Below are 15,817 nucleotides of genomic sequence, written 5' to 3' on the forward strand. Positions count from 1 at the left end.
GACGGACTCGACCATTAGGTTAGCCTTACCTTATGACATTGTCGCAAGCCGGCGTCACCAAGGCGCCCCCCGCCACCGCGCCGGAGCTCCGACGGCCCGGGAGCCGCCCGGAGGGGCCCGGGGGCCGCCCGGAGGGCACCCGCCCCACCTGGCCGGCCGTCACGGCGGCGGTGGTGCTCCTGCTCGCCCTGGCCGCGCTCTCGCTGTCGGTCGGCGCCGGCGAGGTCGGCCCCGGCCGGGTGCTGGACTACCTGCTGAACCACGACGGCGCCCGCGCCGACGGCCGACTGGCCCTGGTCGTCGGCGACCTGCGACTGCCGCGCACCCTCACCGCGCTGCTGGTCGGCGCGGCGCTCGGCGTCGCCGGGGCGCAGCTGCAGTCCGTCACCCGCAACCCGCTGGCCGAGACCGGCCTGCTCGGCGTCAACGCCGGCGCCTCGCTGGGCGTGGTGCTCGGCATCGCCGTACTAGGCGTCCAGAGCTCCTACGGCTACCTCGCCTTCGCCTTCGGCGGCGCCGTGCTCGCCAGCGCGCTGGTGCTGCTGATCGCGGGCAGCCGGGGCGGCGGCTCGCCGATGCGGCTGGTGCTGGGCGGCTCCGCGGTCGGCGCCACCTTCGGCGGTCTCACCGGTGTGTTGATCGTCAACTCGCCAGAGGCCTACGACCGTTACCGGGTCTGGGTGCTCGGCTCACTGGCCGGGGTGGAGGGCTGGAGCACACTCGCCCGGCTCACCCCCGTCCTCGGCGCCGGCTTCCTGCTCGCCGCGCTCACCACCCGGCCGCTCACCGCCCTGGCGCTCGGCGACGACCTGGCCCGCGGCCTCGGCCACCGCCCCGGCGCCACCCGGGCCGCGGTCGCCGTCGCGGTCACCCTGCTGACCGCCTCCGCGGTCGCCCTGGCCGGGCCGGTGTCCTTCCTCGGCCTGCTGGCCGGCTTCCTCGCCCGGTCCCTCGCCGGTCCGCGGATCGGCCGACTCACCCTGCTCGCCGGACTGTTCGGCGCGGCCGTGCTGACCGGCGCCGACGTGCTCGCCCGAGTGGTGGCCAGGCCGTACGAGGCACCGGTGTCGGTGATCGTCGCCCTCGTCGGCGCCCCGGCCCTGATCGCCATCGTCCGCTCCCGGCGCTCCGCCGCGCTCGCCCTCAGCGACCCGGCCGAGGCCACCCCGCCGGCCGGACGGCGGGCCGAACCGCCCGCCCCGAAGCCCGACCTGGCACTGCGGTACGGCGCCTGGTCGCTGCTGCTCCCCCGCCGGGCGCTGGCCGCCTCGTTCGGCCTGGCCGCCGCCCTGCTCGCCGCCGTGGTGGTCGCCGCCCACGCCGGGCAGAGCGAACTCGACCTCGGCCGCACCTTCCAGGCCGTGTTCGGCTACGGTGACCGCCTCGACGTGCTGCTGGTGCAGAAGTTCCGGCTCGGCCGGATCGTCGCCGCCCTGGCCGCCGGGGCCGCGCTCGGCCTGGCCGGCTGCCTGACCCAGACCCTCGCCCGCAACCGCCTGGCCACCCCCGAACTCCTCGGCGTCAACGACGGCGCGACCGCGGCCGTGCTGATCTCGGCCACCGCCTCCGGCACCTTCGGCGCTTGGTGGGCCGGACCGCTCGGCGCGCTGGCCGCCGTCCTGGTGGTCACCCTGGTCTCCGGCGGGCTCGGCGCGCGCGGGTACCGGGTGCTGGTCGTCGGCCTCGCGATGTCCGCGCTGGCCTCGGCGGTGATCCAGGTCGCGCTGGCCCGCCGCTCGCTCAACTCGGCCGGATCGCTGTACGTTTGGACCTCCGGCAGCCTCAACGGCCGGGACCTCGCGATCGCCACGCCCGTCCTGGTCGGGCTGGCCGTACTGGTGCCGCTCGCCCTGGTGGCGGCCCGGCGCCTGGCGGTGCTGCGCTTCGACGACAGCGTCGCCTCGGCGCTCGGCGTCGACCCGGGCCGGGTGCGGCTCGCCTGCCTGCTGCTGGCCGTCGCCCTGGCCGGACTGGCGGTCGGCGTCTGCGGGCCGGTCGGCTTCGTGGCGCTGGCCGCGCCGGTGGTCTCCGGGCGGCTGGCCGGACCCGCACGGGTGCCGGTGCTCGGCTCGGCCCTCACCGGCGCCCTGCTCGTCGTCCTCGCGGACACCCTGGGACGGGTGCTGCTCGGCGGGGTGGAGATCCCCGTCGGCATCGTCACCACCGTCCTCGGCGGCCCGTTCCTGCTCTGGGTGCTGCTCAGCCGCAAGGGCAGCCCCGCGTGACCACCCCTGGAGAACCCACCGTGGAAGCCCCGCCCGTCGTCGCCCTCGACCCCGACGACCCCGCCTACCGCCTGGTCACCTTCACCCACCGGGAGGCCGACTGCGACGGCGTGCTCGCCCTGCTGCACACCGTCACCGACAAGGACCGCCACGCCGGGGACCTGACACCGCACCTGATGGAGCGTCAGGCCGACGGAAGCTGGTCGATCACCTACCGGCTGCGCGAGGACCACCGCGCCTCCTACCAGCTGTACCCCTTCCGGGGCGAGGCCCCCGGCACCACCCGCGCCGACTGGCTGCGCGTCCTGGACCGGGCCCGCCCCGACCCGTACGACACCGAACCCCGGCTGCCCGCCCGCGACGGCCGGCACCCCTCCTCCGTGCTCAGCCTGCCCGCCGCGCCCGCGCAGCCGTACGTGGCGCGGCGCGAGGGCGTGCCGCGCGGGCGGACCGTCGCGCACACGGCGGCCGGCCGGCGGGTGGACGTCCACCTCCCGGCCGGGCACCGCGCGGACGGCGGACCGTACCCGGTCGCGGTGCTGCTGGACGGCGAGATGTGGGGCGGGGTGCTGTCCGTCGGCGACACCCTCGACAACCTGGCGGCGGACGGTGCGATCCCGCCGACCGTCGCCCTGCTCGTGCACACCATGGGCCCGCAGCGGCCGGACGACCTGAGCTGCAACCCGGCCTTCGTCGACCTCCTCGCCGACCGCCTCCTCCCCTGGGCCGCAACGGAGTTCGGCGCGAGCACCGACCCCGCCGACACCGTGGTCGCGGGCCAGAGCGCGGGCGGCCTCACCGCCGCCTACGCGGCCTACCGCCGCCCGGAGCGCTTCGGCAACGCGCTCTCCCAGTCCGGCTCCTTCTGGTGGCCCGACGAGACCGAGTTCGACGTCGGCAGCGAGTGGCTGACCCGCCGCCTCGCCGCCGAACAGCGGCGCCCGGCCCGCTTCTGGATCGAGGTCGGGCTCCAGGAGTGGATGCTGCTCGCCCAGAACCGCCACCTGCGCGACGTGCTCACCGCCCGCGGCTACGACCTCGCCTACCGCGAGTTCAACGGCGGCCACGACTACGCCTGTTGGCGCGGCGGCCTGGCCGACGGGCTCGCCCACCTGCTGGGCGGCCGGTGACCTGCGGACCAGCCGGTCCGCGGGCGGTCGGCGGCGATCGGGGACCTCACCCCTGATCGCCGCCGGCGGTCGCGGTCGGGATCCGGGAACGGCGTCACCGTCTTCTTCCGGGGTCCACGATCGGGTAGAGCGGGAAGCCCATCCGCGGGTAGTCGCGGATGGGCTTCCCGCTCGAGTCGTTGTCGGGGTCGGTCGGCGGGACGATCCGGCACGGTGGCGTTGCTCCCGTGCCCGGTGCGGTGGTCGTCCGCCGGGCCGCACGACGCGGCCGGGCGGACGACCAGCTCCTGAGGGCTCAGTCCTCCGGCGGCGGGCCCGGGGCGTCGACCGGGAGGCGGACGGCCAGGAGGGCGCCGGCGGCGACCAGGACCGCCGTGAGCCCGAGGGCGAGCCGGTACGGTCCGGCGCCCGCGCCGTCGCCGAACGCGCCGATGAGGGCCGCGGTGGCGGCGATGCCGAGGGCGCCGCCGAGGGTGCGCAGGATGGTGAACAGGCCCATCGCGCGGCCCATCGCGGGCGGCGGGACGTCGGCGAAGCCGGCGATCTGGACGGTGAGCACGGCGGTGCCCAGCACCAGTCCGACGGCGAACATCAACGCCCGTACGGCCCACGGGTTCTCCGCGAAGCCGAGCGCGGCCAGCACGGCCGCCGCCAGCAGCAGCCCGGGCAGGGCCAGCCGGCGCGGGCCGAGGCGGGGCAGCAGGCGGTCCACCACCTGCGAGGCGGCCATCAGGCCGATGGCCTCCGGGAAGACGCTCAGCCCGGCGTCCAGGGCGGTGGCGCCGCGCGCCGCCTGGTAGAGCAGCGGCAGCACGAACAGGGCGCCCATCAGCCCGGCCGAGGTCAGCAGGGCCAGCCAGCTCGCCGTGCCGAAGGTCCGGTCGGCGAGCAGCCGCAGGTCCACCAGGGGTTCGGCGGTGCGCAGTTGGTGCCGTACGGCGGCGCCCAGCAGGACCAGGCCGAGCAGTCCGCCGAGGGCCACGCCCGGGGAGGTCCAGCCGTGCGCCGGACCGAAGCCGAGGGCGTAGGTGAGCAGGCCGAGGCCGGGGGTGGCGAGCAGGAACCCGGTGGTGTCGAAGCGGCCGGCCGGAGGCTCCTGTTCGCCGCGCAGGCCGATCAGCCCGATCAGCACGGCGGCCGCGCCGATCGGCACGTTGACCAGGAACAGCCAGTGCCAGGAGAGGTGTTCGGTGAGGAAGCCGCCGAGCGGCGGCCCGAGGGCGGGCATCAGCGCGGTCGGGACGATCAGGATGCGGCCCAGGCCGGCCCGCTCGTGCGGGGCGAAGGCCCGGAACAGCAGGGTCATCCCGACCGGTGTGAGCAGCCCGCCGGCCACGCCCTGGACGGCCCGGGCGGCGGACAGCGCGCCCAGGCCGGGCGCCGCCGCGCAGAGCGCGGAGGCGAGGGTGAAGGCGGCGAGCGAGCCGAGGAAGACCCGCTTGACGCCGTACCGGTCGCCGAGCCAGCCGGCCACCGGCAGTCCGAGGGCGAGGCCGACCAGGAAGGCGGTCTCCACGGCGTTCGCCGCCGAGACCGGGCGGCCGAAGTCCTCGGCGATGCTGAACAGCGCCGGGTTGACGATGGTCGAGTCCAGGCCGTTCATGCACATCGCGGCCGTGTAGACGACCACCACCGCGGCGCGCCCCGCGAGCAGGGGGCGCGCCGGGGCCTGGACCGCCGGAGGGGTTGCCGGAGGGGTCACAGCGTGGTCCAGTGCGCGGTGATCCACTCCAGGGCGGCCGGCCGCTCGCAGGGGCCGTGGGCGACGGTCCAACCGGCCGGGACGGCGGCGAAGGCGGGCCACAGGGAGTGCTGTCCCTCGGCGTTGACGAGCGCGAGGAACTCGCCGTCGGCGTCGAAGGGGTTGGCGGGGGCGTCACTCATCGGTGGTCTTCTCCATCGTCGGTCGTCTTGTCGGACTGCTTGTCGGACTGCTTGAGGTGGTCGGCGATCACGCTCGCGATGTGCGCGATCGGCTCGGGCAGGGTCATGTCCTTGTGGGAACAGGCCACGTCGGTGTTGGCGATCCGGCCGGACACGTACGGCGTCCACAGCTCGGGCACCAGGGCGTCGTCGATGGTGTCGACGGTGGCGCGGAAGAACAGCACGTCGCCGTCGAAGCGGCGGTGGTCGTAGCCGCGCACCAGGTGGTTGGTGTTGAGGTAGATCCGGTTGAGCGCGGCCACGGTGCTCTCGTCCAGCCCGGCGAGCGGGCTGCCCTCGCGGCGCAACAGCGCGGTGACGGCGCCGAGTTCGAGCGACAGGCCGTCGAGGTCCTCCGGCCCGAAGCCGCCCATGGTGAGCAGCGCCTCCAGTGCCTCGGCCTGGTCGGGGACGGGCAGCTCGCGGAAGCCCTCGGCCGGGTAGGCGTCCAGGATGGCGAGCAACTCGACCTCCTGGCCCAGCTCCTGGAGCCGGACGGCCACCGCGTGCGCGATGATCCCGCCGGTGGACCAGCCGAGCAGCCGGTACGGGCCCTCCGGCTGGACCTCGCGCAGCCGGCCGGCGTAGTGCGCGGCCAGCTCCTCCAGCGTTTCCGGCAGCGGGAGTTCGGCGGTGGCGGCACCGACACCCTGGGCCTGGAGGCCGTAGATCGGCACCTCGCCGGGCAGGTTGCGGATCAGGCCGGTGTAGCACCAGCTGAGGCCGCCGGCCGGGTGGACGGCGAACAGCGGGCGCTGCCGGCCGGGGGCGACGGGCCGCAGCGGCAGCAGCACGTCCAGGGCGTCGGCGCCGGGCGCGCCCGCCGCGAGGGCGGCGTCCAGGGCGGCCACGGTGGACGCCTGGAACAGCGCGCCGATGCCGACCTCCAGTCCGAGCACCTCGCGGATCCGCCCGGCGAGCCGCACGACCAGCAGCGAGTGCCCGCCGAGCGCGAAGAAGTCGTCCTCGACGCCGACCGAGGCCACGCCCAGCACCTCGGCGAACAGTTCGCACAGCTGCTGCTCGCGCGGGGTGCGCGGCGGGCGGCCGGCCCCTGCGGCGGGGGCCTCGGGGGCGGGCAGGGCGCGGCGGTCGAGCTTGCCGTTGGCGGTCAGCGGGAGGCGGTCGAGCAGGACGACGGCGGAGGGCACCATGTGGGCGGGCAGTTCGGCGGCGGCGTGGGCGCGCAGCTCGTCCGGGGTGGCGGTGCCGAGCGGTCCCACGGCGCCGACCGGCGCGACCGCGTAGCCGACCAGCCGCTTGTCCCCCGGCACGTCCTCCCGCACCACCACGGCGGCGTCGGCGACGGCCGGGTGGGCGGCCAGCACGGCCTCGATCTCGCCGAGTTCGATCCGGAAGCCGCGCAGCTTGACCTGCTGGTCGGCGCGGCCGAAGTACTCCAGGACGCCGTCGGCGCGGCGCCGGGCGAGGTCCCCGGAGCGGTACATCCGGGTGCCGCGCTCGCCGAACAGCGCGGCGTACGGGTCGGCGACGAAGCGGGTGGCGGACAGCTCGGGGCGGCCGAGGTAGCCGCGGGCCAGGCCCGCCCCCGCCACGTACATCTCGCCGGTGACACCGGGCGGGACGGGCTGGAGGTGCTGGTCGAGGACGTAGACCCGCAGGTCGGGGATGTTGACGCCGATGGTGCTGCTGCTCCCGGCGGCGGCGCTCGCCCGGTCCAGGGCGATGTACGAGACGTGCACGGTGGTCTCGGTGATGCCGTACATGTTGACCAGCGTGGGCGCGTCCTCGGCGTGCCGGTCGTACCAGTCGTCCAGCCGGGCGAGTTCGAGCGCCTCGCCGCCGAACACCACGTAGCGCAGGGCGAGTTCGCTGCCGGGGCGGTCCCGGTCGGCGGCGCTGAGCTGGTAGAAGGCGGACGGCGTCTGGTTGAGCACGGTGACCCGCTCGCGGGCGAGCAGGTCCAGGAAGGCCGCCGGGTCGCGGCTGACCAGGTGCGGGACGACGACCAGTCGGCCGCCGTGCAGCAGGGCGCCCCACAGCTCCCAGACCGAGAAGTCGAAGGCGTAGGAGTGGAACAGCGTCCACACGTCCTCGGCACCGAAGCCGAACCAGTGGTCGGTGGCGCCGAACAGCCGGACCACGTTGCGGTGGGTGACCGGCACGCCCTTGGGCCGGCCGGTGGAACCGGAGGTGTAGATGACGTACGCGGTGTCCTCGGCGCGCAGCGGGCGGGTGCGCTCGTGCTGCTCCAACGGGACGGCCGGGAAGGCGGCGGACTCCGGCCCGTCGACCAGGAGTTGCCGCACCTCGTGGGCGGGCAGCCGGGGCGCGGTGGCACGGTCGGTGAGCAGGGCGGCCGGGGTGGCGTCGGCCAGCATGTAGGCGAGCCGGTCGGCCGGGTAGTCGGGGTCGAGCGGCAGGTAGGCGGCGCCGGACTTGGCCACCGCCAGCAGGGCGACGACGAGTTCGAGCGAGCGCGGCAGGGCGAGCGCGACGATGGTGCCGGGACCGATGCCCTCGGCGGCCAGCAGCCGGGCCAACCGGTACGAGCGGGCCGCGAGTTCGGTGTAGTCGAGCTGCTCGTCCCGGTAGCCCACCGCCACGGCGTGCGGATGGGCGGCGGCGGCCGCCTCGAAGAGCTCGGGCAGGGTGGCGTCCGAAGACGTGTCCACCGACGGGCCGTTCCACTCGACCAGGGCGCGCCGCCGCTCCTCCTCGCTGATCAGCGGCAGCAGGCCGATCGGGGTGTCGGGGGCGCTCGCGGCGGCGGTGAGCAGCCGGGTCAGGCGCTCCCCGAGGGCGGCCACGGTGGCGTCGTCGAAGAGGTCGGTGCGGTACTCCAGGAAGCCGCTGATGCCGCCGCCGGGCAGTTCCCCGGCGTTCAGGGTGAGGTCGAACTTGGCGGTGCCGCTGGGGATCGCGGCGATGTCGGCGGTGAGGCCGCCGCCCAGGGCGGTCCGCTCGTCCGGGCGGCTCTGCCAGGCGAGCATCACCTGGAACAGCGGGTGGCGGGCGAGCGAGCGGGCCGGGTTGAGCTCCTCGACCAGGCGGTCGAAGGGCAGTTCGGCGTGCTCGTGCGCGGCGAGCACGGTGCCGCGGACCCGGGCCAGCAGCTCGCGGAAGGTCGGGTCGCCGGAGGTGTCGGTGCGCAGCACCACCGAGTTGACGAAGTAGCCGACCAGTGCGGCGGTCTCCTCGTCCTCCCGGCCGGCCACCGGGGTGCCGACCGGGATGTCGGTGCCGGCGCCGTGCCGGGTGAGCAGGGCGGCGAGCCCGGCCTGGACGGCCATGAAGACGGTGCTGTCGGCGGCCCGGGCGAGCCCGGCCAGGGCGGTGTGCGCCTCGGCGCCGAGCGCGAAGGGCACGGTGGCCCCCTGGTGGCCGGCGACGGCCGGACGGGGGCGGTCGAGCGGGAGCTCCAGCTGGTCGGGCAGTCCGGCGAGCGCGGCGCGCCAGTGCTCCACCTGCCGGACGGCGAGCGGGCTGGGCGCGTCGGCGGCGCCGAGCCGCTCCCGCTGCCAGGCCGCGTGGTCGGCGAACTGGACGGCGAGTTCCGGCAGTTCCGGATCCCGACCGGCACTCCGGGCGCCGTAGGCGACGGCCAGGTCGCGCAGCAGCGGGGTGGTGGAGGCGCCGTCGCCCGCGATGTGGTGGAGCAGCAGGAGCAGGGTGTGCCGCTCGGGGCCGTCGGTGAACAGGCTCGCGCGCAGCGGCGGTTCGGCGGTCAGGTCGAAGGCGTACCGGACTTCATCGGCCAGCTCTCCGGTGCTCCCGTGGAGTTCGGGCCGGAATTCGGAGAGGATCCGCTGGTACGGCGTGCCGTCCGACTCCTCCCCGTAGACGGTGCGCAGGACCTCGTGCCGGGCGACGAGGTCGCCGAGCGCGAGGCCGAGGGCGTGCCGGTCGAGCGGGCCGGTGAGGGTGAGTGCCAGCGGGATGTTGTAGGTGGGGCTGGGGCCTTCGAGGCGGTGCAGGAACCAGAGCCCGCGCTGGGCGGGCGAGAGCGGCATCCGCTCGGTGCGCGGCACGGGCACCAGGGCGGGGCGGTGCTCGGGCTCCGCCGGGTCGAACAGGGCGGCCTGGTCCAGCAGTTCGACGAGGCCGGCCGGGGTCGGCTGCCGGAACACGTCGGCGAAGCCGACCGGGGCGGCGAAGGTCTCGCGCAGCCGGGCGGCGAGGCGGCCGGCGAGCAGCGAGTGGCCGCCGAGGTCGAAGAAGGAGGCCTCCCGGCCGGGTGCCTGCGGCAGGCCGAGGACCTCGGCGAACAGGCCGCAGACCAGTTCCTCCCGGGGCGTGGCCGCCGCGGTGCCCTCGGTGGCCGCGGCGGGCTCGGGCAGGGCCCGGTGGTCGAGCTTGTCGTGGGCGGTGCGCGGCAGTTCGTCCAGCAGCAGGACGGCCGCCGGGACCATGTGCGCGGGCAGCCGGGCGGCGAGCGCGGCGCGCAGCCCGTCCGGATCGGGCGTGCTGCCGCTCTCCGGGACGGCGTAGCCGAGCAGGCGCTTGCCCTGCGGGCCGGGGCGGGCGATCACCACGGCCTGGGCGACGCCCGGGAGTTCGGCGAGGACGGCGGCGATCTCGCCGGGCTCGATCCGGAAGCCGCGGATCTTCACCTGGTCGTCGGCCCGGCCGAGGAACTCCAGGGTGTTGTCGGGGCGGCGCCGGGCGAGGTCGCCGGTGCGGTACATCCGGCTGCCGGGCGGGCCGAAGGGGTCGGCGAGGAAGCGTTCGGCGGTGAGGTCGGGGCGGCCGAGGTAGCCGCGGGCCAGGCAGGCGCCGGCCACGTACAGCTCGCCGGTGACGCCGTCGGGCGCGGGGCGCAGCGAGCCGTCCAGGACGTACGCGCGGGAGCCGCGCACCACCCGGCCGCGCGGGGCGCCGTCCGGGCCCGGGGTCCAGGCGTAGGCGTCGACGGTGGTCTCGGTCGGGCCGTAGAGGTCGACCGGGTGCAGGCCGGGGACGGCGGCCAGGCGCTGCCAGAGGGCGGGCGGGGTGGCCTCGCCGCCGACCACGAGGACGGACGGGCGGTGCCGGCCCTCGTCCAGGATGCCTTCGGCGATCAGGACTTCGAGGTAGGAGGGGGTGAGGTCGAGGTAGTCGACGCGCTCGCGGTCGAGGTGGGCGGCGAGCGCGGCCGGGTCGCGGTAGGTGGCGTCGTCCAGCAGGTGGAGCTCGTGGCCGTGGACCATCCAGAGCACCGGGTCCCAGGAGGCGTCGAAGGCGAACGAGGCGCTGTGGGCGACGCGCAGCCGGTCCCGGCCGGCGCGGCGCAGGGCGGGGGCGACATGGTCCTCGCCGAGGCCGGCGTGCAGGTTGGCCAGCGAGGCGTGGGTGACCACCACCCCCTTGGGGCGGCCGGTGGAGCCCGAGGTGTGCAACACGTAGGCGGGCTGGTCGAGTCGGGGCGCGGGCGGGGCGGTGTCGGGCTCGCCGGCCACGTCCTGCGGGCGGACGACGGGCAGGCCGGCGGGCAGGCCGAGCCCGGCGAGGGCCTCGGCGGTGCCGATCGCGCAGACCGGGCGGGCGTCGGCCAGCACGGCGGCGAGGCGCCGCTCGGGGTGGGCGAGGTCGAGGGAGACGCAGGCGCCGCCCGCCTTGAGGACGGCGAGCATCGCCACCAGGGTGTCGGTGCCGCGTGGCAGGGCGATCGCGACCGGTGCGCCGTCCTTGACGCCGAGGGCGGTCAGCCGGTGGGCGAGCCGGTTGGCGGCGGCGTCGAGCTGCCGGTAGGTCAGCGCGGCCGCGCCGGAGCGGACGGCGACGGCCTCCGGGGTGCGGGCGGCCTGGGCGGCGAACAGCTCGGGCACGGTCCGCTCGACCGGCGGCTCGGTACGGCCCTCGGTGGCGCGGCGCAGGCCGTCCGGGTCGAGCAGGTCGATCCGGGCGACGGGCGTCCGGGGGTCGGTGAGCAGCAGGTCGGCGAGGGCGTCGAGGTAGCGCAGCAGGCCGTCGCGGTGGGCGGCGAGGGAGGCGGCCCCGTAGCGGGCCGGGTCGGCGTCGATGACCAGGCGCAGCGCGCCGTCCGGGCCGGGCGAGACGTTCAGGGCGAGGTCGTCGACCGGGCCGGCGGCGAGGTTGCGGACGGTGCCGGGCAGGCCGGCCAGGTCGAGGTCGCTCTCGAAGGCCTTGATGTTGACCATCGGGCCGAACAGGGCGCGGCGGTCGCCGGTGCGGCCGAGGTCGCGGCGCAGCTCCTCCAGCGGGTAGCGCTGGTGGCGGCGGACGGCGCGCAGCTCGCGGACCACGGCGCGCAGCAGGGCCTCGGCGCTGTCGGCGGGGCGGACGGCGAGGCGCAGCGGGAGCACGTTGGCGGCGGCGACGGGGGTGCGCAGGGCGGCCGGGCCGCGGCGGTTGGCGAGCGGCAGGCCGAGGACGACGTCCTGGGTGCCGGTCAGGCGGTGCAGGTAGCCGGCCGCGGCGGCGAGGAGCAGCTCGGCCCAGGTGGCGCGGACGGCCTCGGCGGCGCGCTCCAGGCGGTCGCGGGTGCCGGCGGGCAGTTCGGCGGTGAGGCGGATCGATGCGCCGGACGCGCCGGACTCGGGAGACGCGCCGGGCTCGGGGGTGCCCGGGGTGTCGGCGTCGGCCATCCGGGCCGACCAGTGGGCGCGGTCGGCCCCGTACTGCGCGCTCTCGCGGTAGGCGGCCTCCTCGGCGGCGGCCTCGGCGAGTCCGGCGAAGGGGTTCGGCGCGGGTTCGGCGCCGGTGACGAGGGCGGTGTAGAGGGCCGCGACCCGGTCACCGAGGAGGGTCAACGCGTAGGCGTCGACGGCGAGGTGGTGGATGCGGCGGTACCAGAGCCGGCGGTCCCCGGTGAGCCGGATGAGCGCGTGGGTGAACAGCGGGCCCTCGGCGAGGTCGGCCGGACGGGCGAGGTCGGCGCGCATCCAGGCCTCGGCCTCGGCGGCCGGGTCTTCGGCGGCGCGCAGGTCCAGGCGGTGCAGCGGCCAGTGGCGACCGGGGCTCAGCCGCTGACGGGGCGTGCCGTCCGGGTCGGTGACGACGACGGCGCTCAGCGCCTGGGCCTCCTCCACCGCTTGCCGCAGCGCCTGTTCGAACCGCTCGTCGTCGAGCGGGCCGGTGATCTCGACGGCGTCGCCGGTGTTGTAGACCGGACTGTCGGGGTCGAGGGCCTGGGCGTACCAGATGGCGGCCTGGGCGGCGAGCAGGGGGACGTCGGCGGCCGGACCGTCGACGGTCCGGCTGTGGGCGGCCCGACTGTCGGCGATCTGGCTGTCGACGGTCTGACTGTCGGCGATCTGGGTTTCGACGGCAGGCATGGGGTGGAGAGCTCCTCGGGGGATCCGGAACGCCTTACTTAGGTTAGCCTAATCTAAGTTCATATGATCTGGTCAACGGCCCCGCAGGGTCGAGCCCCTGACACCCCGGAGACGCCACCCGTGCCCCAGACCGAACCGCTGCCACAGAGCGCCGAACCCACCGGACCAACCGGACCAACCGGACCCAGCGCCGCCAAGCGGGCCGTGCGCGAGCGCGTCCTCACCCTGCGGGCGGAACTCCTCGCGCTCAGCCACCGCATCCACGCCCACCCCGAGACCGCCTTCGAGGAGCACCTGGCCGCCGCCTGGTGCTCCGAACTGCTGCGCGCACACGGCTACTCGGTCACCGCGCCCGCCCACGGCCTGGCCACCGCCTTCGACGCACGCCTCGGCAGCGGGCCGGTCACCGTCGCGCTGGTCTGCGAGTACGACGCCCTGCCCGGACTCGGCCACGCCTGCGGGCACAACCTGATCGCCGCCGCCGGGATCGGCGCGGCGCTCGGGCTCGCCCCGTACGCGGACGAACTCGGGCTCACCGTACGGGTGATCGGCGCGCCGGCCGAGGAGCGCGGGGCGGGCAAGGCCCTGCTGCTGGAGGCCGGGGCGTTCGACGGAGTGGACGCGGCGATGATGGTCCACCCCTGCCCCGTCGAGGTCGCCGACTTCCGCTCCTTCGCCCTCGGCACGCTCTCCGTCCGCTACACCGGGCGCGCCGCCCACCCGAGCCTCGACCCGCACCGGGGGCGCAACGCCGCCGACGCGCTCACCGTCGCCCAGGTCGCGATCGGGCTGCTGCGCCAGCACCTCCCGCCGCAGTGGCGGGTGCACGGCATCACCACGGCGGCCGGCACGGCGCCGAACCTGATCCCGGACAGCGCCAGCGCCGAGTACGAGATCCGGGCCTCGGCGGCCGAGGACCTCGCCGAACTGCGCTCCCGGGTCGAGGACTGCTTCCGCGCCGGGGCACTCGCCACCGGCTGCGAGGTGGAACTGACCCGACCCGAGCCGGACTACCTGGACATGCGCTCCGACCCCCGGCTGCTGACGCTGTGGCGGGCCAACGCGGCGGCGCTCGGCCGGCCGGAACCGGTCGAGAGCGGACCCTTCGCCTGTACGGACATGGGGAACGTGTCGCACGCGGTGCCGTCGATCCATCCGGTGCTGGACATCACCGGCGGCGCCTGCGCCCCGCACGAGGCGGCGTTCGCCGAGGCGGCGCTGGGCGCGGAGGCGGAGCGGGCGGTGCTGGACGGCGCGGTGGCGATGGCGTGGACGGCGGCGGACCTGGCGGCGGATCTTGCGGCGGAGTCGGCGGAGTCGGCGGCAGCGACGAACGAATGACGGCCGACAACTTTCAGCGAACAGATAACAAAATCTGTTCGCTGAAAGTTGTCATCTGTTATCTGTTACCCGTCGACCGTCTTCCGTCAGCCGTCGCCCCCCGGCACCCGGATCCCGCTCACCCGCCGAGCAGCACCCCGGGTGCCACCCGCACCGCCGTCACGCCCAACTCCCGCACCAGCGCCCCGACCTCGCCCTCCTGCCACGGGTCGGCGAGCACCACGGCGGCGCCGGTCCGCAGCGGCCACAGGTACTCCCAGAGCGGCAGGCCCAGCTGCAGCACCCGGTCGCCCGGCCCGAGCGGGTGGGCCGCCTGGAGCTCGCGCACCCGGCGGTCCGCCTCGGCGTGGGTGAGCCGGACGGCGCTCGGGCGCCCGCCCGGGCCGTACCCGACGCAGAGCAGATGGTGCGGGGTCAGCGCCCGGGGCGGGTCGGTGGGCAGCTCGCCCTCCGTCTCCAGCCCGGCCAGCGCCCCCGGCACCCCCTCCCCCAGCACGCAGACCGGAGCGTTCTCCGCGAGCAGCCGCTCGCGCCGCCCGGGCGTGTCCGACGGGTCCAGCGGAAGGTACGCCGCACCCGACTTCGCCACCGCCAGCAGCGCCGTCACCAGCTCCGCCGGACGGCGGAACGCCGCCAGGCCGACCACCGCACCCGGGCGGGCCCCACAGGCGGCCAGGGCGCGCGCCAGCCGGTTGGCCGAGGCGTTCAACTCCCGGTAGCCGACGGTCTCCCCGCCCGCGAGCACCAGCGCCGGCGCGTCCGGCGTCCGCGCCGCCTGCGCCTCGACCGGCCCCACCGCGGTGGTGGCCGGGTAGCGCACCGTCCGGCGCGGCAGCGGAGGCAGTTCGGGCACCTCGGGCAGCACCGCCCCGCGGGCCGCGTCCCGGTCCCTGTCCCGAACCGGCTCCCGGAGCGGATCCCGCACCGGGTCCCGCAGCGCCTCGCCCACCCCCGCCGCCATCACGCCGCGCCCAGCAGCTCGGCCCAGGCCTCGATCGCCGGGCGCTCCGCGAGCTGGACGAACGCCACCTCGGCGCCTTCCTCCTGCCAGCGCCCGGCGAGGGTCATCAGCCGGATAGAGTCCAGCCCCCAGTCGACCAGGTTCTCGTCCAGCGGGATCTCCGCCGGGTCCTCGCCGAGCAGGTCGGCGACCTCGGCCCGGATCCGCTCCACCGTGAAGCCCGTACCCGTCACTTGCCGCCCACCCCTTCGAGCACGTCGATCTCTGCGGCGTCCAAGCCGGCCGCGGCGTCCAGGCCGGCCACGGCATCCAGGCCGGCCGCCGCTGCGGCCGGAGCCATCGCCCCGAGCACGGTCTCCGCCGTGGCGACCATCCCGCAGCGCCCGGCCACCCAGGCCAGCGCACCGCGGTGCTCCGCCGGGCCGAAGTCGGCGACCGCGTCGGCCACCACGAAGGCCTGCACGTCCCGCATCCAGGCGTCGCAGGCGGTCGCCTGCACCCCGATGTGCGCGTACACGCCGGTGATCACCAGCTGGTCCCGCCCCTGCTCGCGCAGCAGCTGCTCCAACTCGGTGCGCACGAAGGCGCTGTACTTCCACTTGGTCAGCACGGTGTCGCCCGGCGCCGGGGCGACGGCGTCGACGATCGCGGTGGCCCGCGGGTCGGCCGGGATGCCCGGGCCCCAGAAGTCCTGCTGCAGCCCGCGCTCGGCCGGGCTCTGTCCGCCGAGCTGCGCCGAGTACACGACGGGCACGTCGGCGGCACGCGCGGCCTCCGCCAACGCCTGGACGTTGCCGAGGAGTTCGGTCACCGGCGCGGCCTCGGCGTCGAAGGCGTCCAGGAAGTGGTGCTGCAGGTCGTGCACCAGCAGGACGGCGCGCGCCGGGTCGACCGTCCAGGAGACCCGGTTGGCGGGCAGTTCCTCGGCGGCGGGCATGGGATAGCGGGGAATGCGGGGCAGGCCCACGGTGGTGTTCCTTAGCTAGATGTGGCGAGGTG

Annotated in this window: 8 protein-coding genes and 1 pseudogene; 3 read left to right on the top strand and 6 right to left on the bottom strand. The window is 76.1% G+C overall.

Annotated elements, in window-relative coordinates:
- Positions 1–32 precede the first annotated feature (32 nt).
- Together fhuB and fes are read left to right on the top strand one after the other, a co-directional pair.
- Positions 33–2,225, top strand: a complete 2,193-nt coding sequence (gene fhuB / locus ACWDD9_RS02170) for a Fe(3+)-hydroxamate ABC transporter permease FhuB (RefSeq protein ID WP_449810582.1) — start codon at positions 33–35, stop codon at positions 2,223–2,225.
- The gene (gene fes / locus ACWDD9_RS02175; RefSeq protein WP_449810583.1) at positions 2,222–3,355 is read left to right on the top strand and encodes an enterochelin esterase; all 1,134 of its coding nucleotides are present in this window, start codon (positions 2,222–2,224) and stop codon (positions 3,353–3,355) included. The genes fhuB and fes overlap by 4 nt, the downstream gene beginning before the upstream one ends.
- A 295-nt stretch (positions 3,356–3,650) precedes the next feature.
- Here fes and ACWDD9_RS02180 read toward each other — a convergent pair whose 3' ends face one another.
- Genes ACWDD9_RS02180 through ACWDD9_RS02190 form a run of 3 tightly spaced genes read right to left on the bottom strand, consistent with a single transcriptional unit; the run spans position 3,651 to position 12,516 of the window.
- The gene (locus ACWDD9_RS02180; protein WP_449810584.1) at positions 3,651–5,057 is read right to left on the bottom strand and encodes a DHA2 family efflux MFS transporter permease subunit; all 1,407 of its coding nucleotides are present in this window, start codon (positions 5,055–5,057) and stop codon (positions 3,651–3,653) included.
- Positions 5,054–5,239: an MbtH family protein gene (locus tag ACWDD9_RS02185; RefSeq protein ID WP_049656914.1), complete on the bottom strand. Its 186-nt coding sequence runs from the start codon at positions 5,237–5,239 to the stop codon at positions 5,054–5,056. Before ACWDD9_RS02185 ends, ACWDD9_RS02180 begins: the two co-directional genes overlap by 4 nt.
- A complete protein-coding gene (locus tag ACWDD9_RS02190; RefSeq protein WP_449810585.1) occupies positions 5,236–12,516 on the bottom strand; it encodes an amino acid adenylation domain-containing protein in 7,281 nt (2,426 codons plus the stop codon). The genes ACWDD9_RS02185 and ACWDD9_RS02190 overlap by 4 nt, the downstream gene beginning before the upstream one ends.
- A gap of 63 nt (positions 12,517–12,579) precedes the next feature.
- On the opposite strand from ACWDD9_RS02190, the gene ACWDD9_RS02195 reads away from it, so the two are divergent.
- A complete protein-coding gene (locus tag ACWDD9_RS02195; RefSeq protein WP_449810586.1) occupies positions 12,580–13,857 on the top strand; it encodes an amidohydrolase in 1,278 nt (425 codons plus the stop codon).
- A 118-nt stretch (positions 13,858–13,975) separates the two neighbouring features.
- Here the strand turns inward: ACWDD9_RS02195 and ACWDD9_RS02200 are convergent, their stop codons facing one another.
- The 3 genes and pseudogenes from ACWDD9_RS02200 to ACWDD9_RS02210 form a co-directional block, all read right to left on the bottom strand.
- Positions 13,976–14,818 carry an AMP-binding protein gene (locus tag ACWDD9_RS02200; RefSeq protein ID WP_449810587.1) on the bottom strand — a complete coding sequence of 281 codons (843 nt, stop codon included), beginning with the start codon at positions 14,816–14,818 and terminating at the stop codon, positions 13,976–13,978.
- On the bottom strand, positions 14,818–15,051 hold the full coding sequence (locus ACWDD9_RS02205) for a phosphopantetheine-binding protein (RefSeq protein WP_049657883.1): 234 nt from the start codon (positions 15,049–15,051) through the stop codon (positions 14,818–14,820). The genes ACWDD9_RS02200 and ACWDD9_RS02205 overlap by 1 nt, the downstream gene beginning before the upstream one ends.
- A 116-nt stretch (positions 15,052–15,167) precedes the next feature.
- A pseudogene (locus ACWDD9_RS02210) lies at positions 15,168–15,785 on the bottom strand (isochorismatase family protein); the annotation flags it as partial.
- Positions 15,786–15,817 lie beyond the last annotated feature (32 nt).

The sequence above is a fragment of the Kitasatospora sp. NPDC001119 genome (genome assembly GCF_053598475.1).